25 protein-coding genes are annotated in these 26,071 nt (G+C 40.4%); 16 read left to right on the forward strand and 9 right to left on the reverse strand.

Annotated features, from left to right (window positions below; translation table 11 throughout):
• Positions 1-39: 39 nt before the first annotated feature.
• A complete protein-coding gene (locus tag LV83_RS00290) occupies positions 40-375 on the reverse strand; it encodes a n-acetylglutamate synthase (protein WP_111609527.1) in 336 nt (111 codons plus the stop codon).
• A gap of 145 nt (positions 376-520) precedes the next feature.
• Here LV83_RS00290 and LV83_RS00295 point away from each other — a divergent pair, with 145 nt between their 5' ends.
• A complete protein-coding gene (locus tag LV83_RS00295; RefSeq protein ID WP_111609528.1) occupies positions 521-2,173 on the forward strand; it encodes a M1 family metallopeptidase in 1,653 nt (550 codons plus the stop codon).
• On the opposite strand, the gene LV83_RS00300 is transcribed toward LV83_RS00295, so the two are convergent.
• The 4 genes from LV83_RS00300 to hflX form a co-directional block, all read right to left on the reverse strand.
• Positions 2,170-2,538 carry a hypothetical protein gene (locus LV83_RS00300; RefSeq protein WP_111609529.1) on the reverse strand — a complete coding sequence of 123 codons (369 nt, stop codon included), beginning with the start codon at positions 2,536-2,538 and terminating at the stop codon, positions 2,170-2,172. The genes LV83_RS00295 and LV83_RS00300 overlap by 4 nt on opposite strands.
• Before the next feature lie 72 nt (positions 2,539-2,610).
• Positions 2,611-4,278 (reverse strand): PQQ-dependent sugar dehydrogenase, encoded by a 1,668-nt coding sequence (locus LV83_RS00305; RefSeq protein ID WP_111609530.1) that lies wholly within the window; start codon positions 4,276-4,278, stop codon positions 2,611-2,613.
• Between the two features lie 111 nt (positions 4,279-4,389).
• Complete coding sequence (locus LV83_RS00310; protein WP_111609531.1) at positions 4,390-5,457, reverse strand: PAS domain-containing sensor histidine kinase; 1,068 nt, start codon at positions 5,455-5,457, stop codon at positions 4,390-4,392.
• Positions 5,458-5,765: 308 nt separating this feature from the next.
• A complete protein-coding gene (gene hflX / locus LV83_RS00315; protein WP_111609532.1) occupies positions 5,766-7,016 on the reverse strand; it encodes a GTPase HflX in 1,251 nt (416 codons plus the stop codon).
• 202 nt (positions 7,017-7,218) lie between these two features.
• Here hflX and rfbC point away from each other — a divergent pair, with 202 nt between their 5' ends.
• From rfbC to purU, 8 genes are all read left to right on the forward strand, one after another.
• A complete protein-coding gene (gene rfbC, locus LV83_RS00320) occupies positions 7,219-7,770 on the forward strand; it encodes a dTDP-4-dehydrorhamnose 3,5-epimerase (protein WP_111609533.1) in 552 nt (183 codons plus the stop codon).
• On the forward strand, positions 7,770-8,516 hold the full coding sequence (locus LV83_RS00325; protein ID WP_111609534.1) for a tyrosine-protein phosphatase: 747 nt from the start codon (positions 7,770-7,772) through the stop codon (positions 8,514-8,516). Before rfbC ends, LV83_RS00325 begins: the two co-directional genes overlap by 1 nt.
• Before the next feature lie 15 nt (positions 8,517-8,531).
• The gene (locus tag LV83_RS00330; protein WP_111609535.1) at positions 8,532-9,485 is read left to right on the forward strand and encodes an NAD-dependent epimerase/dehydratase family protein; all 954 of its coding nucleotides are present in this window, start codon (positions 8,532-8,534) and stop codon (positions 9,483-9,485) included.
• Between the two features lie 145 nt (positions 9,486-9,630).
• Positions 9,631-11,046: a tetratricopeptide repeat protein gene (locus LV83_RS00335; RefSeq protein ID WP_111609536.1), complete on the forward strand. Its 1,416-nt coding sequence runs from the start codon at positions 9,631-9,633 to the stop codon at positions 11,044-11,046.
• Between the two features lie 16 nt (positions 11,047-11,062).
• The gene (locus LV83_RS00340) at positions 11,063-11,833 is read left to right on the forward strand and encodes a phosphosulfolactate synthase (RefSeq protein ID WP_091696563.1); all 771 of its coding nucleotides are present in this window, start codon (positions 11,063-11,065) and stop codon (positions 11,831-11,833) included.
• A gap of 58 nt (positions 11,834-11,891) precedes the next feature.
• A complete protein-coding gene (locus LV83_RS00345; RefSeq protein WP_111609537.1) occupies positions 11,892-12,827 on the forward strand; it encodes a DUF368 domain-containing protein in 936 nt (311 codons plus the stop codon).
• Positions 12,824-13,561 carry a shikimate dehydrogenase family protein gene (locus LV83_RS00350; protein WP_111609538.1) on the forward strand — a complete coding sequence of 246 codons (738 nt, stop codon included), beginning with the start codon at positions 12,824-12,826 and terminating at the stop codon, positions 13,559-13,561. The genes LV83_RS00345 and LV83_RS00350 overlap by 4 nt, the downstream gene beginning before the upstream one ends.
• A 9-nt stretch (positions 13,562-13,570) precedes the next feature.
• Entirely contained in the window at positions 13,571-14,425 is an 855-nt protein-coding gene (gene purU, locus LV83_RS00355; protein ID WP_111609539.1) for a formyltetrahydrofolate deformylase, read from the forward strand.
• Here purU and alr read toward each other — a convergent pair.
• A complete protein-coding gene (alr, locus tag LV83_RS00360) occupies positions 14,422-15,576 on the reverse strand; it encodes an alanine racemase (protein WP_111609540.1) in 1,155 nt (384 codons plus the stop codon). The genes purU and alr overlap by 4 nt on opposite strands.
• An 88-nt stretch (positions 15,577-15,664) precedes the next feature.
• Between alr and LV83_RS00365 the strand changes: the two genes are divergently transcribed.
• Positions 15,665-16,252: a DNA-3-methyladenine glycosylase I gene (locus LV83_RS00365; RefSeq protein ID WP_111609541.1), complete on the forward strand. Its 588-nt coding sequence runs from the start codon at positions 15,665-15,667 to the stop codon at positions 16,250-16,252.
• Between the two features lies 1 nt (position 16,253).
• On the opposite strand, the gene LV83_RS00370 is transcribed toward LV83_RS00365, so the two are convergent.
• From LV83_RS00370 to LV83_RS00380, 3 genes are all read right to left on the reverse strand, one after another.
• Positions 16,254-17,774, reverse strand: a complete 1,521-nt coding sequence (locus LV83_RS00370) for a sodium:proton antiporter (RefSeq protein ID WP_111609542.1) — start codon at positions 17,772-17,774, stop codon at positions 16,254-16,256.
• A 181-nt stretch (positions 17,775-17,955) separates the two neighbouring features.
• On the reverse strand, positions 17,956-19,182 hold the full coding sequence (locus tag LV83_RS00375) for a Glu/Leu/Phe/Val dehydrogenase dimerization domain-containing protein (RefSeq protein WP_111609543.1): 1,227 nt from the start codon (positions 19,180-19,182) through the stop codon (positions 17,956-17,958).
• Positions 19,183-19,253: 71 nt separating this feature from the next.
• Positions 19,254-20,327 carry an anhydro-N-acetylmuramic acid kinase gene (locus LV83_RS00380; RefSeq protein ID WP_111609544.1) on the reverse strand — a complete coding sequence of 358 codons (1,074 nt, stop codon included), beginning with the start codon at positions 20,325-20,327 and terminating at the stop codon, positions 19,254-19,256.
• Between the two features lie 104 nt (positions 20,328-20,431).
• Between LV83_RS00380 and LV83_RS00385 the strand changes: the two genes are divergently transcribed.
• From LV83_RS00385 to LV83_RS00410, 6 genes are all read left to right on the forward strand, one after another.
• Positions 20,432-21,148, forward strand: coding sequence for a type III pantothenate kinase (locus tag LV83_RS00385; protein ID WP_111609545.1), 717 nt, complete (start codon positions 20,432-20,434; stop codon positions 21,146-21,148).
• Complete coding sequence (locus LV83_RS00390; RefSeq protein WP_111609546.1) at positions 21,138-22,421, forward strand: hypothetical protein; 1,284 nt, start codon at positions 21,138-21,140, stop codon at positions 22,419-22,421. The genes LV83_RS00385 and LV83_RS00390 overlap by 11 nt, the downstream gene beginning before the upstream one ends.
• A gap of 93 nt (positions 22,422-22,514) precedes the next feature.
• Complete coding sequence (locus LV83_RS00395; RefSeq protein WP_111610081.1) at positions 22,515-23,819, forward strand: hypothetical protein; 1,305 nt, start codon at positions 22,515-22,517, stop codon at positions 23,817-23,819.
• 83 nt (positions 23,820-23,902) lie between these two features.
• Positions 23,903-24,448 carry an LPS export ABC transporter periplasmic protein LptC gene (gene lptC, locus LV83_RS00400; protein WP_111609547.1) on the forward strand — a complete coding sequence of 182 codons (546 nt, stop codon included), beginning with the start codon at positions 23,903-23,905 and terminating at the stop codon, positions 24,446-24,448.
• Positions 24,449-24,522: 74 nt separating this feature from the next.
• A complete protein-coding gene (locus LV83_RS00405; protein WP_111609548.1) occupies positions 24,523-24,732 on the forward strand; it encodes a hypothetical protein in 210 nt (69 codons plus the stop codon).
• A gap of 2 nt (positions 24,733-24,734) precedes the next feature.
• Positions 24,735-26,015, forward strand: coding sequence for a hemolysin family protein (locus LV83_RS00410; protein ID WP_111609549.1), 1,281 nt, complete (start codon positions 24,735-24,737; stop codon positions 26,013-26,015).
• Positions 26,016-26,071: the final 56 nt, after the last annotated feature.

Raw genomic sequence — 26,071 nt, forward strand, 5'->3', positions numbered from 1 at the left:
GTTTGAAGTGAACGGTCTAAAGTCTAAAGGATTAAGGTTTTAAACCTCCTCAAGAACGGACTCTCCTGCTGAGCAGTCTCCTGAAGTCCATTGCCAAGTTTCGTGGAGGCGAATTTTGCCATTTTCTAAGACTTCAGGCTTCGATTGACAGATTCCAGTCATCAGTTCACCTGCCGTATTTAGCTGTTGATAGCGCATGTTTATATTCCCAGCTTCGTCTACCAAAGCGATCAGGTGACCTTTTATTATTTTCCCCCCAGAATAAATACAGGTGAGCACATTTTCATCCTGTTTGTAGTGGAAAAGTGTTTCTGCTGAGGTCTCTCCATTTTCAGAATTGCTTATTGGGCGAAAGGTTTTGTTGTTGTAGTTCATCGAAATCGTACAGTGACTGGTTTGGATTGAGCAGGGTTTGGGGCAGGCTCTTCACTAAAATTAAGTCCTTTCGTGGAAATGTATAGCTTTTCAATAAATCCTTCCAAGTATCTTGTGAATTCAAATCCCAAATTTCGATTTTGCCATGAGATTTATACTACTAAGCTTTTCCCTACTCTTTTGCCTAAGTGCCCGTGCACAAATGTTTCCTCATGGAGAGGAATTTACTCGTCAGGATACGCTGCGGGGTACAATTACTCCAGAGCGAGCTTGGTGGGATTTACAGCACTATCATTTGGAAGTAAAAGTGGACCCTGATACCAAGTCACTTTCTGGGAAAAACACAGTCAAATACAAAGTCTTAGAAGATGCAAATCGAATGCAAATCGACTTGCAAGCACCTATGCAACTTACAAAAGCCGAACAGGACGGAACCGAATTAGAAATAGAGCATGACGGAGACGCCCATTTTATCACGTTACTGTCAGATCAGCCAGTTGGGGAAGAAAAGGAATTAGTTTTGACTTTTTCAGGCACTCCTGTGGAGGCGATTCGACCGCCATGGGATGGTGGCTTGACTTGGCAAAAGGACAGCAATGGATTACCGTTTATCGCAAACTCCAACCAAGGAATAGGAGCGAGTATCTGGTGGCCAAATAAAGACCATGGCTACGATGAACCGGATCAGGGAGTGTTGATGAGTGTAACTGTGCCCGAAAATCTAATGGATGTATCCAATGGTCGATTGATCGGAACGGATCATGACAAGGCTGCGAAGACAAAAACGTACCACTGGGAAGTGAAAAACCCAATCAACAATTATGGTATCAATATCAACGTGGGTGATTATGTGTATTTCGGAGAAAAATATAAAGGTGAAAAAGGCGAGTTGGACATGGATTACTATGTGCTTCGTGAGAATCTGAAGAAAGCCAAAAAGCAGTTTGAGGATGCACCAAAGATGATGAAGGCTTTTGAGCATTGGTTTGGGCCGTATCCATTTTACGAGGACAGTTACAAACTAGTAGAAGCACCTTACTTGGGCATGGAGCACCAAAGCTCGGTTACTTATGGCAATGCTTATGCAAATGGCTACCTAGGTCGTGATCTGAGCGGAACAGGCTGGGGAATGAAGTTCGACTTTATTATCATCCACGAGTCCGGTCACGAGTGGTTTGCCAATAATATCACCTACAGAGATGTGGCGGATATGTGGATTCATGAGAGTTTCACAGCCTATTCAGAGAATCTCTTCTTGGATTATTTCTATGGGAAAGAAGCTAGCAAAGAATATGTCCTAGGAACCAGAATGGCGATCAGCAATGACAGTCCGATTATTGGTACTTACAATGTAAACTCAGAAGGCTCTAGCGACATGTATTACAAGGGTGCCAATATGTTGCATACCATTCGTCAGATCGTCAATGATGATGAAAAATGGCGAAGTATCTTGCGCGGACTGAATGAAGAGTTTTATCATAAAACGGTAGCAACCCGCCAAGTTGAAAGTTACATTTCACAAAAAGCAGGGATCAATCTATCCCCTATATTCAATCAATACCTGAGAGATATACGAATTCCTATTTTCAGCTATAATCTAAAAGACGGAGAACTCTTTTACCGCTGGGAAAATGTGGTAGTTGGCTTTGAGATGCCGGTGAAAATCTACGTGGATGGAAAAGAATTGGATTTAAAACCAACGCAACGCTGGCAGCAAATAGCTATTCCGCAAGAGGATGCTAAAATCAGCGTAGATGAAAATTACTATGTGGGTACGCTTAATATTTCGGGAGATTAATTCAAAAATGGGATCAGAACTTCCTTGGCCTTTTCTTCGGTAAATAGTACTAATCCAGTCATATTCCCTTCTGGATACTTGAAAACGATCATTTGATCTCCGAGGCACTTTACTTCAAACCGAAGTGGAGGATCGATGTCGTCTATAAATTCCAAAACTCCCTCTGGGCTTAACTTCCAATCTAGCTCATGTTCCTCCCCATTTTCAGTTTTGGTTGACGTACCATTTTCATAAAAAGTATAAAAGCAGTCAATCTTACGGGTTTCGGTAAGACAATGCCAAGGATTAGCGATGAGAAGCTCACGAGTGATAGGCTTCCCAAAAAATATAATGTCAACAGATAATAGATTGATAAAGTCGAACATAGCTATTCAATTTACTAATTCGTTTCAGAAATCACACTATCTCAAGATGCGCTTTTTTGCACACGATATTTTCTAGTTTATTATTTTATAAATCTTCCCATTTGTCTTGCTCATGATATAAATATTGTTTGCCGCATCTTTCCCGAACTTTAGGTCAACTCTATCATTTTGGACTAATTCTAGGAGGGTCATTTCTTTTCCCTCGAAAATCACTTTCCAGCTTTGGACTTTCATGTTACCCAAATCCTTGAGATCCGAATAAAGTAGCCTGCCAGAGAGGATATCTCCGAAGATAAACTTGCCTTTAAGTTTTCCATAAGGCATTTCATATCCTGCGAAAATTGCTGCAATCTCATCGTGGTCAATTTGAATTTCGGGATAGGTGATTCCTAGGTTCTCATCATTTGGTTGCAAATCGAATACATCTCTGAAGTTGCCATAAGGATTGATGATAAACCTTCCTTCCCGAATAGGCCATCCGTAAAATTGACCAGGTTCTATCTTATTTAGTTCTTCTACAGAGTGTTGTCCTATATCAGTAGCAAACATATTTCCTCTTGGGTCCCAGAATACACGGTTGGGATTTCTAAATCCATAAGCATACACCTCTCCTGCTTTTCCATCTACATCCGCAAATGGGTTGCTTGATGGAATTCCATACTTGCCATTTGGACTGTCCGTTCCCATAGGGTCAATTCTCAGAATACTACTATAAACTAGAGCACCCCTGCTATCCGAGAAATTGGCAGCCCGCTGTTCTGTGAGCCCTCCATCCCCAAAGCCAATGTAAAGCAATCCATAATCTTCATCTCCTTTTTTGGCATGAGGATTAAAGGTGATTTCTTGCATTCCGTGCGCTTGAGAAGGAATGTCTATTCTAAGCATTTCTCTACTGCTTCCCGCAAAGAGAGTTGCACTAGGGTCCACTGCTTTCCATTCTGTCAATACCCACTGCATAAAATGTCTAATACTATCTGGGTAGCTGTAATCGGCAGGTTTGGAATTTCCGGCATCGGTATGCGCCGTATAGAAAAGTCCATTTGTTGCGAAATCTGGATGGAAAGTAAAACTAGCCATGCCAGTAGCCCATCCAGGATTACTCACTAGGTCAGGTAACAATTCAGTAGCAGGAAGGTAGAGATTTGGTTTTCCTTCTATTAATTCGTACAAACCTACTCGCTGATCGTTGATAAATAAACGTCCAGAGTTAGGCTCAGCTTCCATTTTAGTCATTTTAGCCAAAGGAGCTTTTGAATCTGAGGCAGGAAGCTGCGCAAAATATTCTAGCTCAAGTCGAATACCTGAATCAGGGATGCTATCAGGGATGGGATTTTCCAGCCCCACCATCTGAATAGTATCTGGAAGTGTTTCAAATGTGTGGAGATAGCTCAAGACTGCGTCTAGCTCCTCCTCGGTGAAACTTTCAAAAGCAGGCATAATCGCCTTGTATCGCTCCAGCAGGGTCACCGCACGCGGATCGCCGGAACTGATCACTTCTGAAGGATTTTTGATGAAATTTCTGACCCATTCAGTTTCTACAGTATGTGTTAATCCGCTTAGATTAGGTCCTATGCCGTGCTGGTCAAAACTATGGCAGGTACTACAATTAGCTTCAAAGAGTGACTTTCCAGCCATTATCTGTTCGGAATCTGTGCTGATGGAGCTACCTAACTCGCTATTCTGAGAGCAAGAGAAAAATGCCAGACTGACAAGAAGAAGTAGGAATATCGATTTTTTCATTAGTACTAAGATGTAGGTTTTCGCTAATTACGCCAAACATAGTACTATTATAGGTCTATCTATCCTGCTTTGTCCTTGGGATATTATCGATTTTTTCGACAAAAAATTTGCCTAGGCATTTAGCATAATCCGAAACGTAGTCCCCACGTCGAGTGCGCTTTCCACTTCTATAGTGCCCCCAAGAGACTTCACATGATTGTAAACCAAATAGAGACCTATTCCATGGCTATCTTCTTGATTAGTAAATGTTTGCTGAAATCCGAATAGTTTATTCCCTACTTTTTCCATATCAAACCCGAGTCCATTGTCAGCAAAATCAAGCTGAATTTTATCTTCTACCAGTTTGCTAGAAATGCTAATAACCGGAGGAATTCCAGGCTTCCTATATTTGATTGAATTGGTAATCAGATTCAGAAGAATGCTTTCTAAATAATTAGGGTTTGATTGGATCTTCTTCACTTCAGTAAAGTCATTCGAAATAGTAGCCCCAGAATTTTTTATGAGTGAACTGATTGATTTAGAGACTTTTTTCACAATTTTCTTAAGGTCAATCTCTTCAAATGGAATGTAAAGAGATTGCTTGTCTTTAAGCTCTTGAGAATAAAAATTAAGTTTCTCTCTTAAGTCCTCACAGCATAATTTAAACACCTCCATGAGCTCCAATGTATCCTTGTCTGTGATTTTTGAATAATCTAATAACTCATATATAGAAAGTAGGTTATTCACGGGTGACCTGAGATCATGTGAAGTCATGTGACCAATATGTCGAAGGTCTTTATTGATCTCTGTTAAATTGGTCAAGAGCGTGTTTCTTTCAGCTTCAAGCTCTTTTTTTTGTGTGATATTCTTCGCTATTGCAAAAACTAATTTAGCATGCTCTACTGGTTGGGAGGTCCAGGAAAGCCATACAATCTCTCCTGATTTTGTTACATATCTGTTTTCAAAATCAACTAAGGGTTCTGAATTGAGCAGTGACTTTCTCACCATCGCTGTCTTTTCTTTATCCTCCTCGAACACGAAGTGATTTACCGGTTTTGCATATAATTCTTCATAACTATAACCTAAGACTTCTATAACTGCCGGATTTACTTTTTTGAAATATCCATCAAACCCTGCAATACACACTAGGTCGGGCGTTATTTCAAAAAAAACGTCGTATTGAGAATACTCAGAATTCATACAGGAATGATTAGCTAAGGAATAAGTTTAAAAATATTAGCGAGGATAGATAAAAAAATAATAAAAAAGAAAAAGGATCAATTAAAGAAATATGATTATCCGCAATGATGCCAGTCGCCTTAGATTCTTTGATTGGATGACTGGAAGTCCCCTGCCCGAACTGTAGGCGGGGATGACCGAAGACCGAAGTGGCCTCAAAGCTAGAGTATACCAGCTATTAAGTCGCTTTTATCTATTTACTGGTAACATAGCGGATATACATATAAAGAAAATTGGGTATCAATAAATTAATACCCAATTGAAATTTTCTATTCTTCCAGCGAAAAAGTTTGATCCTCTAAGTAATGAGGATAGATTTTTCGGTGCTGTTTTTTTACCTCTGTTATCAAAGCCTGACGGAAAGCCTCCACATTTTGGCCACTTACTGCAGCCATAAATACTGGTGGAATACCGGTTTTCTTCTGGTACGCTTCTGCAAGCGCATCAAAATCAAGAAAGTTAGCTTCTTCGAGTTCAAGCTCTGTCATTTTCATGCTATCTTCCTCGCTCGGCATTGTTTCTACCAAGTCAATCTTATTGAAAACAAGTAAAGTAGGCTTGTCCCCAGCTTTGATCTCATTGAGTGTCTGCGTCACTACAGCGATATGATCCTCAAAATGAGGATGAGAAATATCTACTACATGTACGAGTAGATCTGCTTCGCGAATTTCATCCAGCGTAGATTTGAAAGCTGCGATCAAGTGTGTAGGTAGCTTTCTGATGAATCCAACGGTATCAGAAAGCAGGAAAGGGACATTTTCCAAAACCACTTTTCGCACCGTAGAATCTACTGTAGCGAACAGTTTATTTTCTGCTAAAATGTTCGTCTTGGTGATCAGGTTCATCAGGGTACTCTTTCCTACGTTAGTATAGCCAACAACAGCCACCCGCACGATCCCTTTTCGTCCTTTGCGTTGGGTTTCACCTTGTTTTTCTATTTCGCGCAGCTTTTCTTTCAAGAGGGTGATTCGTCCTCGGATATCTCGTTTATCCGTTTCTATTTCCTTTTCACCGGCACCACCACGCGTGGTCGTACCACCTCTTTGACGCTCCAGGTGAGTCCACATGTTCGTCAATCGTGGCAATAAATATTGGAAACGAGCCAGTTCAACTTGTGTTTTTGCTTGGGCAGTTTGCGCTCGCTTCAAGAAAATATCCAGGATTAGTAACGACCTATCATAGATCGTCACCTTCAATTCATTCTCAAGGTTTCTCATTTGAGAGGGTGAAAGGTCATCATCGAAGATGACCATATCCACCTCAAAATGCTTGATATATGCTGCGATTTCCTCAAGTTTACCAGTGCCTACAAAGGTTTTGATATCTGGCTTTTCCATTTTCTGGGTGAAGCGATAAACAGTCTTTGCGCCTAGTGTTTCTGTTAAAAACGCCAATTCATCTAAGTATTCCTCAGTTTGTTGCTCTGTTTGATATTGCCTAACGACACTTACTAAAATGGCAGTTTCCTCCTTCGGAGCTGTTTCGTAAAGTTTTTGGATTTTGCGGGAGTGTTTACTCATATTTTGAATTCTATGTCAAAACAATGCGGAAAACTTGAATTTAGTTTCCTAATTATCATAAAAACGACCAGTTGAGGAGCTGTTTTTTTCGATTTGTAGCATCGGATACAACAAAGTTCCACATATTTCCTTAGAATTGATTAGGATAGTGTTTTGTCTCTTGGTTATTTTACCATTGAATGCCAGTATCAACAGTTGCCCAATGGCCCAAATAAAAAAAGCACCTGTAGCAGGTGTGTTAGAGATATTTCCTAGAGTTTTTGAAGATCAAAGAGGCTATTTCTTTGAATCTTATCGAGCAGATTGGCTACAATCCGAAGGGGTAAATCATGAATGGGTGCAAGATAATCAGAGCTTTTCCCAAAAAGGAACAGTCCGTGGGTTGCATTTCCAGAAAGGGGAATTTGCTCAAGCAAAATTAGTACGAGTAATCCAGGGAAAGGTCCTAGACGTGATCGTAGATTTGAGAAGAGACTCATCAACATTTGGTGAGAAATACTCAGCTATTCTTGATGCAGGAAGGAATAACCTCATGTATGTTCCGGCAGGTTTTGCGCATGGATTTTCAGTTTTGGAAGATGCGATATTCGCCTACAAATGCTCTAATTATTATCATAAAGCAAGCGAGGGAGGAATTCTCTGGAATGACCCTGCTTTAGCTATTGACTGGCAAGTGAACGTCCCAATCACTTCGGATAAAGATGCTGTTTGGCCAACGTTAGAAGAATTTAAAATTAGTGAAGGAGGACTGTAATGGGGTTTTTAGATCTATTTAAAAGAAAGCCGGAGGTGATTGAAGACCTTGACCTTAGTTGGTTACAGGTGGATATGCACTCACATTTGATACCAGGAATCGACGACGGATCTAAAACTATGGAGGAATCTCTGCATTTGATAAAGCGACTTGCAGATTATGGATTGCGCAAAATCATCACTACTCCACACATTATGTCCGAGTATTATCGCAATACCCCGGAGATCATCACTATGGGACTGGAGGATTTGCGTAAAGCAGTTAATAAAGAGGGGATTTCTATCGAAATAGAAGCTGCAGCTGAATATTACATGGATGAGATTTTCTTGGAGAAAATCAAAAATGGTGAGGACGTTCTGACATTTGGAAATAACTATATTTTGGTAGAAACAGGCTTTATAAATAGGCCTCAAATGCTACTGGAAATTATTTTTCAACTCGAAATGGCAGGTTATAAACCTATTCTAGCCCATCCTGAGCGATATCAATACCTGATTGCAGATAAAGGACTGCTACAAGATCTTACCGATAGACAAATCCTTTTTCAAGTAAACATATTGTCTCTGACTGGGTTTTATTCCAAGCCGGTAAAGGATTTTGGTGAAATGCTGGTTGAGACTGGACTGGTTAAGTTTCTTGGGACTGACTGTCACAATCAGCGCTATTTGGATATGATGGAGACCCTTCCAAAGTCAAAATTGTATCAAAAATTAAAGCAATTAGACTTGCTCAATTCCTCTCTTTGATTTGCATAAAAGTCAATGAAAATTCTCATCACAGGTATTACAGGGTTGTTTGGCAGCTATTTGGCAAAGGAATTTGCAACGCTGGGAGAAATACACGGTTTTCGTAGAGCAAGCTCTTCTACCAGGCTTCTTGATGGTGTACTGTTTCCCATTACTTGGCATGAAGGAAAGCTTTCTGACATTGAATCTCTCGAAGAAGCAATGGCAGGGATTGACTTGGTTATTCACGCTGCTGGAAAAGTTTCTTTCGACGCAGGCGAAAAAGATAGCCTTTATCGAATTAATATGTCTGGCACCACCAATGTAGTCAATGCCATGCTGAATACAGGAGTGAAAAAACTGGTACATGTCAGTTCTGTCGCTGCTATAGGCAGAAGTCCTGAATTGATGCAACTTGATGAGAATTTTAAGTGGGTGGAGACTCCCCTCAACACAGATTATGGTGTCTCTAAATATTTGGCAGAATTAGAAGCTTGGCGAGGAGAGCAGGAAGGGATTGATCTGATAGTTGTAAATCCTTCAATACTACTCGGAAAAATCAGCGATGATAGATCCTCCACAGATATCTACCATTATGTGATTGATGAAAACTCTTATTATCCTAAAGGAGATTTGAATTACATCGATGTGCGAGACGCTGCCCATCAAGTGAGAGCATTGGTAGACAAAGAAGTTTGGGGAGAGCGATTTATTCTAAACAAAGAAAGCATTTCATATAAAGAATTCTTCGAAAAAATGGCCTTGGCTTTTGGCAAAAAAGCACCTAGTACAGCAGTAAGCCCAACGATGTTAAAAGTAGCTGTGTTTTTTAACACGATTTTTAGAAAGCTGGGTTTGAGCAAAAGCCCTCTGAACAAGAAGACAGCAATGATTTCACAGCAAAAAGTTTTTTTCGACAATAGCAAAGTGAACAAGGTTATAGGGACGCCCTATCATAGCCTAGAGGACACCTTTGAGTGGTCAAAGTAAACTTATTTTTAATCCTGATCGTTGGTACGCAAAGCCTGAAGCAGAGTTGGTACTATTTCTGTTCAGAACTAAAATGAAATTTAACAAATCGAGATTTTGAGAGACCAAATTTATTGGTAACTTAAATAAACCATAACGCATCCTAATGACCGGAGATCACGATCACGATTGGGAAAATGACAAGAAGCTGGTAGAGCGATTTGAAAATTCCCTACAATCCAATCTGGACCTTTATTTTGAAGAGGAAGAATTGGAGGATATCATCCGATTTTACTTTGATCAACAGAAATTCCTAAAAGCTTTGCGCGCAGCCGAATTTTCCTTGGAAAGATTCCCATTCTCTGTGGAAATTAAGCTCTTGAAAGCTCAGTGTTTGATTTTCAATGATGAATTGGAAGAGGGACAAGAGATTCTGGAGAACATCAATAACATTTCTCCGAACAATGAAGAGATCATCCTTGCATTGGCAAACGCATATATACTTAGCGGAACTCCGAAAGAAGGCATAGAACTGTTGGAGAATTACTTGCCATTGGCAGAAGACAAAGCAGAGGTATTTTATTCATTGGGAAACCTTTATCGCGTCCAAAATAATAATGAAAAGGCGAGCTTTTATTTCAAAGAGGCTGTAAAAAACCGTATCAATCACGAAGACGCCTTGTTTCAGTTGGCGATGATCACTGAAGAAGAAGGCTCTTTTGATGAAATCCTGGAGTTTTATCAAGAGTTCATCGATCAGGACCCCTATAGCGCTGGTGCTTGGTATAATTTAGGAGTAGTCTATAACAGATTGGGCAGGTTTGAGGAGGCGATCAAAGCATACGATTATGCCATAATAATTGACGATTCCTTTGCTTCCGCTTATTTCAATCTTGGAAATGCGCTGATGAATACGCAGCAGTATGAGCTTGCCTTGGAAGCTTACCAGAACACGATCAATTGTGAAGGTGCAAATGCTGAAAATTGCTGCTACATGGGAGCCGCTTATGAGAAGCTTGACAAAATCGATGAGGCTTTTAAATATTTTAAGAAGTCGGCCAAGTTTGATGAGGAATATGATGACGCTTGGTTTGGACTCGGAATGTGTATGCTTAAGAAGGAAAAATTCTTTGAAGCCATACATTATTTCAAAAAAGCTTTAAATCTCACAAAAGAAAATTCAAATTATTGGGTTGGACTTGGAGATGCTGAATTTAACTTGGGAAATATGCAAGCCAGTGCCGAAGCTTATGAAGAAGCGATCAATTTGGAACCAGGCATTCTGGAAACCTATGTGAATCTGGCACTTATATACTTTGAGCAGAACCGCTTTGAAGAAGCTATTGATGTGACAAAAGAAGGAATAGAGGAAATGCCTGAGGAGGCTGAGCTATATTATCGCTTAGTTGTATACCTAATCAAAATGGGCAATTACAAAGAGGCGTTTTCATTTTTGGAAAATGGGTTAACTTTGGACTTCGAAAAGCATATGATCATGTATGATCTGATGCCAGAGCTTAAACAGCAGAAGGCCTTATACAAGATTATTGCCCAATATCGAGAGGAAAACCTCGAGTCTTAACATTAAAACCTCGCTAATGAATTATGAGCTGAATAATATCCCCGTTCGGACTGAAAAGCCACGAACCAAAGGATTTACCATGGCCATGGACAAAGGCTTAAGCCTACGTGCCACAGAAGATTTTGTAGAAAGCTGTTCTGATTTTGTAGATATAGTAAAACTTGGCTGGGCTACGTCATATGTCACTAAAAACCTCAACGAAAAACTTGCCATTTATAAAGAAGCTGGAATTCCAGTTTACTTGGGAGGTACACTTTTCGAAGCTTTTATCGTAAGAGGTCAATTCGACGATTATAGAAAAGTATTGGATAAATATGATCTTTCTTTCGCTGAGGTGTCGGATGGTTCTATTTCTCTAAATCATGACAAGAAGTGTGAGTACATCACTACGCTAGCCAAACAAGTAACCGTACTTTCAGAAGTGGGATCTAAGGATGCAGCGAAGATTATCCCTCCATACAAGTGGATTGAGCAGATGCAGACAGAGTTGGATGCAGGTGCTTGGAAAGTAATCGGAGAGGCTAGAGAAGGTGGAAATGTAGGTCTGTTCAGGGATTCTGGTGAAGTAAGACAGGGTCTTGTGGAAGAAATTCTAACCCAAATTCCTGAGGAAAGAATCATCTGGGAAGCTCCAATAAAATCTCAGCAGGTTTGGTTTATCAAACTGATCGGTGCTAATGTGAACTTAGGTAATATTAGTCCATCCGAAGTTATTCCTTTGGAAACTATTAGGCTCGGCTTAAGAGGTGATACCTTCGATCACTTTTTGGGAGAAATCAAATTGTAATACAACTCAACTCATTACAGGCTGATTGGAATTTTCCGATCAGCCTTTATTTTTGACCATGGATTCAATCAGAAAATACCTACTCACCTACCTGAAGGGAATGGGAATGGGGGCAGCAGACATAGTGCCCGGCGTATCTGGTGGTTCTATCGCCCTGATCACCGGAATTTACGAAGAGCTACTCAATAGTATAAATTCTTTCAATGGCGATAGTCTGAAGTTGTTGCTCAAGTTTGAGTTCAATAAATTTTTTCAAGCGGTAAACGGTGCTTTTTTACTAAGTCTACTGCTTGGGATCATGACGAGTATTTTCTCACTTTCTAAGCTAATCACCTATTTGATGGCTGAGCATCCCATTCCGCTCTGGTCGTTTTTCTGCGGGTTGATTTTAGTGAGTGCATTTCTGATTTTACAGGATATTAAAAAGTGGACCATAGGAGTAATCATCGCATTAATCATCGGGACGGTTTCAGCCTATTTCATCACGGATTTGCCACCTACAAGTAGCCCAGATGCACTTTGGTTTACTTTTGTAGCCGGTGCGATTGCGATTTGTGCCATGATTCTGCCTGGTATTAGTGGAAGTTTTCTTTTGTTGATTCTTGGGAAATACGAGCCTATTCTTAATGCGGTATCAGAGCGTAATTTTGCTACACTTGGCGTTTTTGCGCTTGGCTGTATAGTAGGACTATTATCATTTAGCAGAGTGATTTCTTGGTTTCTGAAATATTTTTATTCTATTACGATCGCATTGCTTTCCGGCTTTATGCTGGGTTCGATCAATAAACTTTGGCCATGGAAAATCGTCACGGCCTACCGTACTTCTTCCAGTGGAGAAGAAAAACCTTTTTTGACTAAAAATATATTTCCAGGTGAGTATTTAGAACAAACTGGTTTTGAGCCAAAATTAGTCTTGGCGCTAACTGCCTTTCTATTTGGGATCATTTTAGTTTATGGAATTGATCGCCTTGCAGCATATTTAAAGAAATCATGAGGAAATTCGGTTTGATAGGGCATCCATTGACACATTCTTTTTCGAAGAAATATTTCACTGAGAAATTTGAAAAGGAAGGAATTGAAGATTGCGAATACGAATTGTACGATATTCCCAACGCTTTTGAGCTAGATGAAATCCTGAATGATGATCCGGAGATCGAAGGTATTAATGTCACGATTCCGCACAAGGAAGATGTGATTGCTTGGGTCGATGATTTGGAGGAAGCCTGTGAAGAAATCGGAGCGGTCAACTGCATTCATATCAAAGACGGAATCCGCACAGGTTATAATACAGATTACATAGGATTCAAAAACTCCCTTTCTCCTTGGTTGGGGTCAGTAAAACCAAAGGCATTGATTTTGGGAACTGGCGGGGCTTCTAAGGCAGTTAAGCAAGCATTGAATGATCTGGAGATTGACTTTTTGAATGTTTCCCGCACAGAAGATGAAGGTCAGATTACCTACGAGGATTTAGATTCAGACCCAGAGATCATGAAAACGCATCATTTGATAGTAAATACCACGCCTCTTGGTACCTTTCCAAAAATTGATGGGATTCCAGCTATACCTTTAGAGCAGTTGACATCGTATCATTTTGTGTATGATTTAGTGTATAATCCACCAGTGACAGCGTTGATGCAAGCTTGTTTGGATAAAGGAGGAAAAGCCAAGAACGGACATGAAATGTTAATTCTTCAGGCAGAGGCTGCCTGGGAGATCTGGAATTCGTAAGAAATAGTTATGAAAAAAGCCATCCTAATAATCCAGTGTCCCGACCAAAAGGGAATAGTAGCAGAGGTTTCCCGTTTTCTTTATTCTTATGAAGGAAATATCCTAGAAGTGGATCAGCATGTGGATGAGGAAATGGGGATGTTTTTTATGCGAGCTGCCTGGGAATTGGATACGTTTTCTTTAGGTAAAGAGGAGATTTCTCAGCGTTTCAAGTCTGAAGTTGCGGAGCAGTTTAATATGGATTTCAAACTTCATTTCAACTTTCCTAAGCCAAGAATGGCGATTTTCGTCAGCAAGCTTTCGCATTGTCTATTTGATATTTTGGGGAGGCACTATGCTGGGCAGCTCGAGGTAGATATTCCTTTGGTTGTATCTAATCATCCTAATTTAAAGCAAGTCGTAGAGGCATTCGGAATTCCGTTTCACCACATTCCCATTACGTCTGAGACCAAAGCTGCCGCCGAAGCCAATCAATTAGAATTGATGAAGTCAAACCAAATTGACTTCGTGGTGCTGGGGAGATACATGCAGATCTTGTCTGCGGAGTTTATTCAGCATTTCCCAAATCGGATCATCAATATTCACCACTCTTTTTTGCCTGCATTCGTAGGAGCAAAGCCATACCACGCTGCCTATGAGCGTGGGGTGAAAATCATCGGAGCCACGGCACATTATGTCACAGAGGAGCTAGACGCCGGGCCGATCATCGAGCAGGAAGTAGCCCGGGTGAGACACCATAATACTGTCGCTGAATTGGTGCAAATCGGTCAGGACGTGGAAAAAGTGACTCTTTCAAAAGCCATCAAATACCATCTAGATCGAAAGGTGATGCCTATCAATAACAAGACCGTAATTTTTTATTAAGGGATAATTATCCTTGGAATATCTTTCGGCAATCTGGTGAGCATCTCGTAGTTGACTTGCTGAGTTGATTCAGAAAAAGACGCCACAGTAATTTCTTTACCGCCTTGCTTTCCAATCAATATCACCTCATCCCCTATTTTGAGGTCTTTGATTTTGCTCACATTTACAGCAATCGCATTCATGGTGACAGTACCCACCACTTGACAATGTTGCCCGCTGATCAGAACCATCCCCTGATTACTCAGCATTCGACTATAGCCGTGTCCATACCCCACAGGTACGATGGCCAAACGAATATTCTCTAGCGCCATGTAGCTATTGCCATAGCCTACAAATTCCCCGGTTTTGACTGCTTTCAAACTCATGATGGTGCTTTTCCAAGTGATGAGCCGGCGTAAAGGATTTTTATTTCCTTTCGGAAGGGAATTTAGCTTCGCAAAAAACGTTTCTTTTGTGGGCCAAAAGCCATAGCCCGCTATACCTATTCTTACCATATCCATGATTGTTTCTGGGAAAATAAGTGTCGCTGCAGAACATGCTGTATGATAGATTTTGAACGCTATTCTTTTAGAATTGAAAAAGTCTTTAAACTCATGATATCGAGCAATTTGATTTTTCACTCGCACAAAGTTGCTCACGGATTCTGCTCCGGCGTAGTGGGTGCAAAGTCCCTCAATGGTAATTTGATCCTGGTTCTCAAGGAGTATTTCTGCAAGCTTTTCGCGTTGGTTCCAATCAAAACCAGTTCGGTGAAAGCCCGTTTCGATTTCAATATGGACTTTAGCGTGAATGCCAATTTCTTTAGATACATCGATTGCTCGTTGTAGTCTTTCGAAATCAAAAACATAAAAGCTGATTCCTTTTCTGATCAGTTCTGGGATCTCTTCAAGGTGCAGCATACCCAAGATCATGATTTCGGATCCTCTTTTAGAATGCTCTAAAACTTCCCACGCTTCGTCCGAACTGAAGGTGCAGAAATGGCGTATCCCGGCTTTCTCAATTATTTCGACCATTTGGGCGATTCCATGGCCATAAGCATTTCCTTTGACTACTGCAGAAATGGTAGGCTTCGGGCCGATTTCGGAGCGTATGTATCTAATATTTTGTCGGTAGGCTTTGGCACTGATTTCTAGAGTGGAGGTGGCAATCATTTTATTCTGTCAATTGAAGTCAAAAAGTAAGGCACTCTAGTTCCTAATCCCAATTCTTGTTTAGTTTTATTCTCCTAAATTATCACATATGAAAAATACTTTTCAAGTTTCTGATCAAAAAACCCGCTGTCCCTGGTGTCTGGGTTTTGAAGAATATATAGCCTATCATGACACAGAGTGGGGAGTTCCGGTTTGGGATGATCGGGTGCATTTTGAGTTTTTGATTTTAGAATCTGCTCAGGCAGGATTGAGTTGGGCTACGATTTTGAAAAAAAGGGAAGGTTATCGTAAAGCTTTTGCAGACTTTGATTACGAAGTTGTAGCAGAGTTTCCAGAAAGTTATGTGCAGGAATTGCTGCAAGACCCCAGTATTATTAGAAATGTGTTAAAAATCCGGGCGGCAATAAACAATGCAAAACGCTTCATGGAAGTCCAGAAAGAGTTTGGTTCTTTTTCTAATTACATCTGGGGATTTGTTGGAGGAAAGCCGATTCAAAATCGTCTATCCTCTATGAGTGAAGCTCAAGCCACTACCAAGGAATCCGATTTGCTAGCCAAAGACCTAAAGAAAAGAGGTTTCAAATTTCTAGGAAGCACCACGGTCTATGCACACATGCAGGCAACAGGTCTTTTCAATGACCATTTAGAATCCTGTTTCCGGTTTAGTGAAGTGTAATTTATACGAAAGCGAAAAATACCAGCCATACCAAGAAAAGAAGTGGCAGTAAGATAGGCAATGAGAACCGGATAATGTAACCGAAGAAGGAAGGCATTTTGATGCCATTTTGCTCAGCGATAGACTTCACCATGAAATTTGGCCCATTACCAATATACGTCATTGCTCCAAAGAATACTGATGCAATTGCAATCGCCATTAACTCAAATGCTGAATCATGGTATCCGTCAGCCGCAAATTGCCTAACCTCTTCAATATTATTGATAGATGCGCCTTTGGAAGCCATAGCAGCGGCTAAGAAGTTCAAGTAGGTTGGTGCATTGTCTAGAAATCCTGATAAAATTCCAGTTCCCCAATACAGCGTATTATGGGTAATCATAGCAGCGCCATCAGGAGATTTGGCAAAAGCACCTACAAGTTCCAATGCAGGCATCATAGTGCCGAAGATTCCTATAAATATAAAAGCTACTTCCCGAATAGGCTCAAAGTTGAATTCATTGCCTTTAATAGCTCGCTGGTCAGCAAACCGATAGGAAAGGAAGGCTACTGTAAGCATGATAATTTCTCTGATATAAGAGAATTTCTGCCCGTCATAGACGATAGCCGGAACGCCTTCTATTACATTTGGATCAAGGAATACTGAACAAATGATAATAAATAACCATCCAAAATTCTTAATTCCTACTAAAGAAAATTTGTTGGTATAAACAGTTTCTTCCAGTTCATTATCATCGTTGGCTCTTCCAATTTTTTTATCAATAAAATAAAACACCACAGCCAACATCACTAAAGTAAATATCCATGCAGGCCAGTTATGTTCTAGTGTCCAGAAGAATGGTATGCCTTTCAGGAAACCCAAAAATAGCGGTGGATCGCCGATTGGAGTGAGTGAACCACCTACATTACTCACCATAAAGATGAAGAATATGATGTGATATGCCTGGATATTACCTTTGTTCAGTCTGATGAATGGTCTGATCAAAAGCATAGAAGCTCCGGTAGTTCCGATCAGATTAGAAATCAGCGCACCAATGACTAGCAAGGTTACGTTTGCAAATGGCGTAGCTTTCTTATCTATCTCTATCAATATGCCTCCCGAAGCGATATATAAAGATGCCAGCAGCGCTATAAACTGAATATATTCGGCCAGCGCATGGACGGGAGCATGGACATTTCCTAGGATAAATAAATAGTAGAAAACGACTAACAACGCGAATCCGATAGCAATTTTAGGATAATTGTGGTGCCAAAAATGCTCATAGAACAACGGTCCTGTGGCAATCATGAGTAGTAGAGCTACAAAAGGAATGACAAGCCAAATAGGTGCTGTATGATGTGCCTCCTCCACTGCTTCTTCCACCAAATCTTCATGTGTTCCGACTTGATCAGCATCTACATGATCAACTTGAGCTAAGAATACTTCCTCATTATCAGCGCTTTGAGCATAGGAATATTGCGTGCCTATCCCACCAAAAATTAATAAACCGAAAAGTATGGAGAAACTAAAGATAAAATTCTTCATTAGGCTAACAGGGTATACTGGGGGTTCTTTTCGGTTAATTTAAGCAATTAATTAATTGTTGTTGTACTGCTGTGGCTTCTGCTAAACTACAGATTTTGGCTGATACAGCACAATCAAAACATTCCATCCTGACGGAATTAATCAAAAATTAACTCCATCAGGGCAAAGAGAAAGCATGATTTTACACGAGTTGTGCTAAAGCTATGCTAAAGGAGCTTTCCGCTAGTTTAACTTTTTCAGGATTTTTCGAATTTACCTTCAAAAGCGCCTTTTCTATGGTCTTGCTGACATCTGTAAATATAGCCTTATCGGTGACTTCTGCATTATCAGTCATCAAGTATGCAAACACACGAGCCATCCCACAATTTGCTATGAAATCTGGAATGACAGAAACACGCTGATCAGTCCACACACCAATAGGACCGAAGAAAATCTCTGGGTCAGCAAAGGGCACATTGGCTCCACAGGAAATAACTTCCAAACCTGCATTGACCATTCGCTCTGCTTGGTCTTGGGTGATCAGTCTGGAGGATGCTGCCGGAATGAAAATTTCACTTTCCAGATCCCAAATTTTTTCATTGATCTCTTCAAACGTCAGTTGATTTTCTGCTACAAGTTTATTCCCCTTTCTATTAAGGAAGAGCTCGCGCACCTCATCTAGTGAGTATCCGTTTTCGTTGATAACGCCTCCGTCTCGATCTATAATTCCTACTATTTTCACGCCTTCCACAGCTAAGAAGCAGGCAGCAGCTGCTCCCACATTTCCCCATCCTTGGATGACCGCTCTCTTTCCTTTAATACTTCCTCCCCAAATGGTGTAATAGTGTCGTACAGCTTCGGCCACGCCAAAACCCGTAATCATATCTGCTACGGTATATTTCTTTGGTCCATTGGGAGTAAAATCAGGATCTTCGAGAACTTTGGAAACCCCCTGTCTCAATTGGCCGATTTTTCTGATTTTCTCAGGTTCTGTAGCATGATAGTGACCGTTTACTACACCTTCCTGTGGGTGCCATAATCCATAGGATTCCGTGATTGGAATTACCTCATGGATTTCGTCTACATTCAGATCGCCACCTGTACCGTAATAACTTTTTAACAAAGGGATGACAGCTTTGTACCAGCGCCGGAGAACTTCATCTTTGCGGGGATCATTTGGATCGAAATTGATTCCTGATTTTGCACCACCGATAGCGGGACCAGAGACAGTAAATTTCACCTCCATAGTTTTGGCAAGGGATTCTACTTCGCGCTTATCTAGCCCTTTTCTCATTCGAGTACCACCGCCGGCAGCTCCGCCCCGAAGAGAATTTATCACCACCCAACCTTCTGCTTCTGATTCGCTGTCGCTCCATTCAAAAGTGATTTCTGGCTGCTTGTTTTCAAATTTTTTAAGTAATTCCTGCATGTAATTTGGGTTTATAATAGGGCAAAAATAGAAAAATAAACCAGTGTTGGCACATGAAGTCTGACGGGCGGTTAACCATAAATTACTCCTCCACATGAGTCAATTCTTGCTCCTGTGACAGAAGCCAAGCAGTTATTTTCATTGCGAAGACGCAGCACTCCAAGAAATCCAAAAATCAATGCTTCCTTAAATTCTATAAGTTCCTGCGCAGCAAAGGTATGAACCCATTTATTATCAAGCTGTTTGGCCAGACATTCTATAAAAAATGAATTGTATGCACCTCCTCCTGTAATCAGAACAGAAGGCTGATCATTGCTTTGATGATGCTTGATAACGTTGGCGATTTGAAAAGCAAAATGCTCCACAAGAGTTCTGAGAATCTCTTTTTCTGAAAGGCCGCTAGAATTTATAAGTGGGATGAAATCATTTTCCAGATCCTCTCTACCCAAAGACTTTACCCCTGATTTGGAATAATAAAAAAGTGCATTTAAAGCCTCATATAGGGGTGTATGTAACCTACCCTCCTTTGCCCACGCACCGCCTTTATCATACTCAGCACCTAATTTTTTTGCCTCGGAATTCAGCAACAGATTAAACGGACAGATATCAAAAGCGATCCGCTTTCCTGAGGAATCCATGCTAATATTTGCTATGCCTCCCAGGTTGATACAAAAATCAATTGCGGAGAAAAGCAAACGGTCTCCGATGGGAACCAAGGGCGCTCCTTGCCCGCCAAGCTGTACGTCATGCATCCGGAAATCATTTATTACTTTCTCGCCTGAAGCTTGATGAAGGGCCCAGCCATTTCCGATCTGAAGGCTCAACTGCCGAGCTGGCTGGTGGAATACGGTATGTCCGTGAGAGCAAACAGCCATAGGTTTGATTTGCTTTTCGCTACAATATTGCCTTACTTTTTTTCCCATCCACTTTCCAAAATCCACATCAAGAATTGCCAACTCCAAAGCGGAGAGCTTGTGGCAATTCATAAGTTTTGACCCTAATTCTTCTGGAAAAGGAGCAGTTACTGCATCTAAAATCTCATAAGACCACTGATCTTGAAGTTCGTAGCTGCAATAAGCTATGTCTAATCCATCTCCGGAAGTACCAGACATCAATCCGATCATGGTGTATTGGGTAGGACTCATGGGTTAAAGTTTGTTAAGTGCCAACTAGCTCAAAGATAATTTAACATGTAGAAAAGGCACTACTTTTTTTGAATGGCTATTTTGCGGACTATTAATTAACCTGCATGACTAATCTCATTATAGATATTGGTAATACTAGAATCAAATCAGCTCGCTTTGAAGGGGAAAAGTTGATCGAGGAAGATGTCTTTGACACGCTAGATAATGCATTAACGCATTGGAAATCAGTTTCTTTTGATCAGTGTTTAATCAGTTCTGTAAAGTGGAGTCAAGACGAATTGCAGGAATTAATCCCCTTTCAATTTGCCTACCTAAGTTCTGACACTAAATTGCCCATTACTAATGCATACGGAACTCCGGCAACTTTAGGCCTAGACCGAATAGCTGGAGCAATAGGAGCTTGGGCGATGCGGGGTAAGGGACCTGTTCTCGCGATAGACATGGGAACTTGTATTACTTTTGATCTTATCGATGAAAGAAACTCGTATTTGGGAGGAGCCATTAGTCCTGGTCTCGGGATGCGTGCCAAAGCCATGAAAGATCAAACAGCGAGATTGCCCTTGGTTGATCTGAAAAATAAGCCTGCTGAATTAATCGGCAACAATACCATCACCTGTATGCAAATCGGTATTTGGTACGGAGTTGAATGCGAAATACGAGGGCAAATAGAAGCATACACTAAAAAATTTCCAGAAATTGAGGTCTTTGTTAGCGGTGGAGACGCCCAATCTTTTGATTCATTGGCAAAAGACCTCATATTTGTAGTCCCAAATTTGGTCCTATACGGATTGAATTCTATTCTAAACCACAATGTTGAGTAAAATCAAATTGCAATTGCTGGGTGTACTATGCACCCTTTTCTTATTTACGGAAACGCAGGCACAGACCAGCGCATCTACTTATAGTGCCTTAGGTATCGGCGAATTTAATTATTCGGGCCTTACCAGTAATCAAGGAATGGGGGGACTTGGCATAAGTTACGGTACTCCATGGAATCCGAACACAGTTAATCCGGCCCTTTCTACCAAAAACACAATTTTTAATTTTGAGGCGGCACTGAATTACAAAAAAATCGCTGCCAATAACGGTACGGAAACTTCCGATGTAGATGGCGGTGGATTGTCATATATTGCAATTTCACTTCCAGTTAAAGTAAATAAGTTTACAGTAGGCTTTGGTTTGAATCAAATCACCAGTGTGAACTATAGATTGAGAATACAAAGTACCGTGGAGAATGCAGAGGTAAGGGCATTCAATGATATAGAAGGTGATGGTGGTATTTCCGAAGCTTATTTAAGTTTGGGGATGATAGTTGCGAAGAATTTGAGTCTAGGGCTACAAGGATCATATCTTTTTGGGTCAACTATTCGCACGGATCAGTTGGCACTTTTTAGTGATGAAGGAGCTCCAGTCGGGAATGTCACAGAATATTATGAAAGATTAACAGTTAGTGATGTGGGTATCAAAGCGGGTGCATATTACTTCATTCCGTTGAACACAAAGAGCAAGTTACACTTGGGTGCCATTTATCAGCATTTAGGAGATGTTAATGGAAAAGCTTTTGCCAAGCTCGCAGCATTTGGCCAAGCTAGCGATCCGGATTCGGATGGAGACTTGATTGCCAACGACGAGCCAGGTAGCATTTATATCCCCAATCGCTACGGATTCGGGGTTTCTTACGAGAAAAACAACAAATTTGTAATCGGATTGGAAGGCCAATATCAGGACTTTAAAAAGTTTAGATCTTTGCTCGACGATCCTCTAAGATTACAGGAAGCAATTAAGGTAGGCTTGGGATTCCAGTTTTCACCGGATTATCTTAGTGTAGATAGTCCATTGAAGAGGGGAACTTATAGAGTAGGATTGGAATACCAACAGACTCCATATTATTTGAACGAGACAAATATTAATGACCTTGGCATTAACTTTGGAGCTTCACTTCCTGTGAATCAACTTTCATTATTGAATTTCGCAGTGAAGGTAGGTCAGCGGGGAACCACTGATAATGGCCTGATCAGAGAGAACTATGTGAACGTAACCTTAGGTTTATCATTGAATGATAATAGTTGGTTCTTCAAACGAGTATTTGACTAATAATTAACCAAACCATTCAATCAAAATGGTTAAATCCCAAACCCTGGATTTAGACATGAAGATTAAATTGTGCCGAATTAAACCATTATGAAAATGAAAATTAAATCTACAATCCTAGGGCTTACTGCCCTGCTTCTGGCCGGAATGGTCCAAGCTCAAGAAGGATGGAATTTTCCATCTGATCCTGCACAAGAAGCTAAAGCAAGAGAATTAAATGCAGCCTATACTGATTATATGAATTCTGATCAGTACATAGAAGCTACGCATCCGCTGCATTGGCTGCTTGTCAATGTGCCTGACCTGAATCCTTCTATTTACCAAAATGGTACTAAAATATATGATGAAGCTTCAAAGATTACCACTGACGAAGCTCAAAAGAGAGTTTATCAAGATTCTGTAATGGCATTGTATACTAAAAGAGGAGAAATTTATAATGATGAATCCAAGTGGATTGAAAACAAAGCGTATTACGCTTATCAATATTACAAGGATGATAAAGACAAAATTCCTAGCGTAATTGCGGATTTTGAAAGAGCAATAGAAGTCAATGGAAGTTTAGGAACTACAGGACTGTATGCTTATTATTTTAATACTGTATATAGAAATTATGCTTACCACAGTGCATACACTCCTGAAGAGGTTTTAGAAATATATAACTTCATACAATCTGAATTTGATAAAGCAGAAGCAGAAGGAACAGAGGTAGCTAGCTTAAGAGGAAGTACTGAGCAAATTTTGGCGGCAATGGAACTTATTGATTGTGATTTCATTGAAAATACTTTAGGTCCAAAATTGAAAGCTGATCCTACAAACGAAACTCTTGCAAATCAGATCTTTAATTATTCGGTGCAATATAAATGTTACAATACAAATGCTTTCTTACAAGCACTTGAAATCAAGCATGCGAAAGAGCCTTCATTCTCTACATCCCAAGTAATTGCGATGAGGTATATGCAGGAAGATAATGCTGCAAAAGCAGAGGAAATGTGGAGTCAAGCACTAACTCTTGCTGAGAATGATACTCAAAAAGCAGAGGCACAATTTGAATTGGCAAAAATATACCTGAAGCAAGGCAAAAAGTCTGCTGCAAGAACTGCAGCAAGAGAAGCTGCTAATCTAGATTCATCTAGAACTTCAGATATCTACTCCATGATTGCAGGAATGTACATGAACTCCTTCAATGATTGTAAAGCAGGAAATAGCCGTGTGAAAGATTATTCAATCTATATCGCAGCTTATAATGCTTACCAAAGAGCAGGTGATTCTTCTGGAATGGCTAATGCCAGATCTAGATTCCCTTCTAAAGAAGAGTTGTTTACAGAAGGTATGCAGGCTGGTCAAACCATCAACACAGGATGTTGGATTGGTGAGACTGTCACCTTAGCTACAAGAGATTAATATCTTATTTAATATGAAAAGGCAGTCTTCGGGCTGCCTTTTTTCATTTCTAGACTAAAGCAATTTTCAAGTATCTTTGAGCCGTGAAAACCAGACTAATTTTCTTCTCACTTATTTGTGTACTCAGTATAACGAGCTCCTGCAGGGAGGATATAGATGCATCTCTGCTAGAGGAGTATGAAGGTCCCACAAACATGAGTACTAATTTTCACCTGATTCAGAGTGATTCTGCCATAGTCCGTTCAGAAATCAAAGCACCCAAGCAATTGGAATTCGCCAATGGAAATATGGAGTTTCCTGAGGGAATAGAGATTCAGATTTTTGAAAAGGATGGTCAATTGAGTACCACGCTGACGGCTGATCGAGGATATTTATTTAAGCAGGAAAATATCTTCAAAGGAGAGGGAGATGTACAAGTTCACAACAAGATTAAAGACCAAAAGCTACAGTCAGAAGAGCTTTTTTGGGAGCCAAATAAGAAAAAAATATATACTGAGAAGTTTGTAAGAGTACAGGAGGGAAATACATTTTTCTTTGGATCTGCATTGGAAGCCGATGAAACTTTTACAAATTATTCTTTAAAAAATCCCCGGGATAGCCAGATCCCTCTATCTGAAGACGGGATTTAGATGAATCTAATGGAAACAATTCTTCTTATTAACGAAATAGAACGCTCTGCTTCCTTTTCTATTTACTATTCAGAATGAAATTACTTGACGCATTAATATTATCGCTTTCACTGGCACTGATGATTGTTGGCATCCACCAGACTATTACCCAAGGAGTAGGTGCATCGTATGCAATTTTTATGTTTGCGGTAGCCTTACTATTTTGGTTTCAGTACCGTAAAATGCAAAAACCCGAAGAGCCTCCTACACCTAAGAAAAAGACCAAACCCCGCAAAAAGCGTTAAGAATGGAAATAAGTTATTATTTGATTTATGTGATTATCACCCTTGCGATGTCTGCCTTTTTTTCGGGAATGGAAATCGCATTTATCTCAGCGAATAAGCTTCAGATAGAACTTCAAAATAAGCAAGGCGACCTCACAGGAAAGATCTTGAGTGTATTTGTACAGCGCCCTGGGCAGTTCATCGGAACTACCCTGATGGGCAACACCATCATGTTGGTGCTCTATGGTATTTTCATGGCTTACTTGATGGAAGATCCGCTGAAAAATTTGTTAGATGGCTACGCTAACGATGCCATTGTACTTATGCTACAGACAGTGATCTCCACCATAGTTGTCCTGATAACTGCTGAGTTTTTGCCGAAAAGTCTTTTCATGCTGAACCCAAACAGCATGTTGAATTTCTTTTCTCTCCCATTTTGGGTTATTTATATTTTGTTCTATCCGGTTGTTTGGGCTGTGGTAGGCCTTTCCAGGTTTTTTATAACCAAAATTCTCCGGTTGGAATACAGTGAGGATAAGCCTGTTTTTACGGTTACAGATCTGAATAGCTTCGTTCAGAATCATATCCATAAAGGGAAGGAAGAAGGTCATGTGGACATCGATACGAAGATTTTTGATAATGCAGTGGAATTTAAAACCGTTCGTGTTCGCGAATGCATGGTGCCCCGTACCGACATTGTATCTGTGGAGGTGGAAGATGCTATCGAAGAATTGAAGCAGGTATTTGAAGAAAGTGGACACTCAAAGGTCATTGTCTATCGGGAATCTATCGATGATGTGATTGGCTATTGCCACCAATTAGAGCTTTTCAAAAAGCCAAAAACCATCGAAGAAATCCTGACCCCGATTATTATTGCTCCGGAATCTGCCTTGGCTAATGAGTTGCTCATTCAATTTATTCAGGAGCGAAAAAGCCTGGCTTTGGTAGTTGATGAGTTTGGAGGCACCTCTGGAATAGTTTCTATGGAAGATATTATTGAGGAGATTTTTGGGGAAATCGAGGATGAGTATGACTCAGATGATTTGATCGAGCAGAAAATTTCAGACCAGGAATATTTGCTCAGCGCGCGTCATGAAATTGACTACCTCAATGATAAATATGGATGGGAATTGCCCATAGGAGACTTTGAGACCCTATCTGGCCTGATTCTTTCACTTACTGAGAACCTTCCAAAGAAGGGGGAATCAGTTACTTTTGAGGCGTATAATTTCACTGTGGTGACCAAGCAAGAGCATAGAATAGAGACAGTTCGCTTGAAAATAAATAGCTCTGGAATTTTCTAGTTAAGCGTTTGATTCAGAATATATTTTGAATTTCGTTAGTAATGCTCTTATTTTGC

This window comes from Algoriphagus yeomjeoni (assembly GCF_003259505.1).
In the GTDB taxonomy this organism is placed as follows: domain Bacteria; phylum Bacteroidota; class Bacteroidia; order Cytophagales; family Cyclobacteriaceae; genus Algoriphagus; species Algoriphagus yeomjeoni.

Coding starts and splice junctions, on each gene's coding strand:
- LV83_RS00290 (WP_111609527.1), bottom strand. CDS start 375: ATGAACTACAACAACAAAACCTTTCGCCCAATAAGCAATTCTGAAAAT.
- LV83_RS00295 (WP_111609528.1), top strand. CDS start 521: ATGAGATTTATACTACTAAGCTTTTCCCTACTCTTTTGCCTAAGTGCC.
- LV83_RS00300 (WP_111609529.1), bottom strand. CDS start 2,538: ATGTTCGACTTTATCAATCTATTATCTGTTGACATTATATTTTTTGGG.
- LV83_RS00305 (WP_111609530.1), bottom strand. CDS start 4,278: ATGAAAAAATCGATATTCCTACTTCTTCTTGTCAGTCTGGCATTTTTC.
- LV83_RS00310 (WP_111609531.1), bottom strand. CDS start 5,457: ATGAATTCTGAGTATTCTCAATACGACGTTTTTTTTGAAATAACGCCC.
- hflX (WP_111609532.1), bottom strand. CDS start 7,016: ATGAGTAAACACTCCCGCAAAATCCAAAAACTTTACGAAACAGCTCCG.
- rfbC (WP_111609533.1), top strand. CDS start 7,219: ATGGCCCAAATAAAAAAAGCACCTGTAGCAGGTGTGTTAGAGATATTT.
- LV83_RS00325 (WP_111609534.1), top strand. CDS start 7,770: ATGGGGTTTTTAGATCTATTTAAAAGAAAGCCGGAGGTGATTGAAGAC.
- LV83_RS00330 (WP_111609535.1), top strand. CDS start 8,532: ATGAAAATTCTCATCACAGGTATTACAGGGTTGTTTGGCAGCTATTTG.
- LV83_RS00335 (WP_111609536.1), top strand. CDS start 9,631: ATGACCGGAGATCACGATCACGATTGGGAAAATGACAAGAAGCTGGTA.
- LV83_RS00340 (WP_091696563.1), top strand. CDS start 11,063: ATGAATTATGAGCTGAATAATATCCCCGTTCGGACTGAAAAGCCACGA.
- LV83_RS00345 (WP_111609537.1), top strand. CDS start 11,892: ATGGATTCAATCAGAAAATACCTACTCACCTACCTGAAGGGAATGGGA.
- LV83_RS00350 (WP_111609538.1), top strand. CDS start 12,824: ATGAGGAAATTCGGTTTGATAGGGCATCCATTGACACATTCTTTTTCG.
- purU (WP_111609539.1), top strand. CDS start 13,571: ATGAAAAAAGCCATCCTAATAATCCAGTGTCCCGACCAAAAGGGAATA.
- alr (WP_111609540.1), bottom strand. CDS start 15,576: ATGATTGCCACCTCCACTCTAGAAATCAGTGCCAAAGCCTACCGACAA.
- LV83_RS00365 (WP_111609541.1), top strand. CDS start 15,665: ATGAAAAATACTTTTCAAGTTTCTGATCAAAAAACCCGCTGTCCCTGG.
- LV83_RS00370 (WP_111609542.1), bottom strand. CDS start 17,774: ATGAAGAATTTTATCTTTAGTTTCTCCATACTTTTCGGTTTATTAATT.
- LV83_RS00375 (WP_111609543.1), bottom strand. CDS start 19,182: ATGCAGGAATTACTTAAAAAATTTGAAAACAAGCAGCCAGAAATCACT.
- LV83_RS00380 (WP_111609544.1), bottom strand. CDS start 20,327: ATGAGTCCTACCCAATACACCATGATCGGATTGATGTCTGGTACTTCC.
- LV83_RS00385 (WP_111609545.1), top strand. CDS start 20,432: ATGACTAATCTCATTATAGATATTGGTAATACTAGAATCAAATCAGCT.
- LV83_RS00390 (WP_111609546.1), top strand. CDS start 21,138: ATGTTGAGTAAAATCAAATTGCAATTGCTGGGTGTACTATGCACCCTT.
- LV83_RS00395 (WP_111610081.1), top strand. CDS start 22,515: ATGAAAATTAAATCTACAATCCTAGGGCTTACTGCCCTGCTTCTGGCC.
- LV83_RS00405 (WP_111609548.1), top strand. CDS start 24,523: ATGAAATTACTTGACGCATTAATATTATCGCTTTCACTGGCACTGATG.
- LV83_RS00410 (WP_111609549.1), top strand. CDS start 24,735: ATGGAAATAAGTTATTATTTGATTTATGTGATTATCACCCTTGCGATG.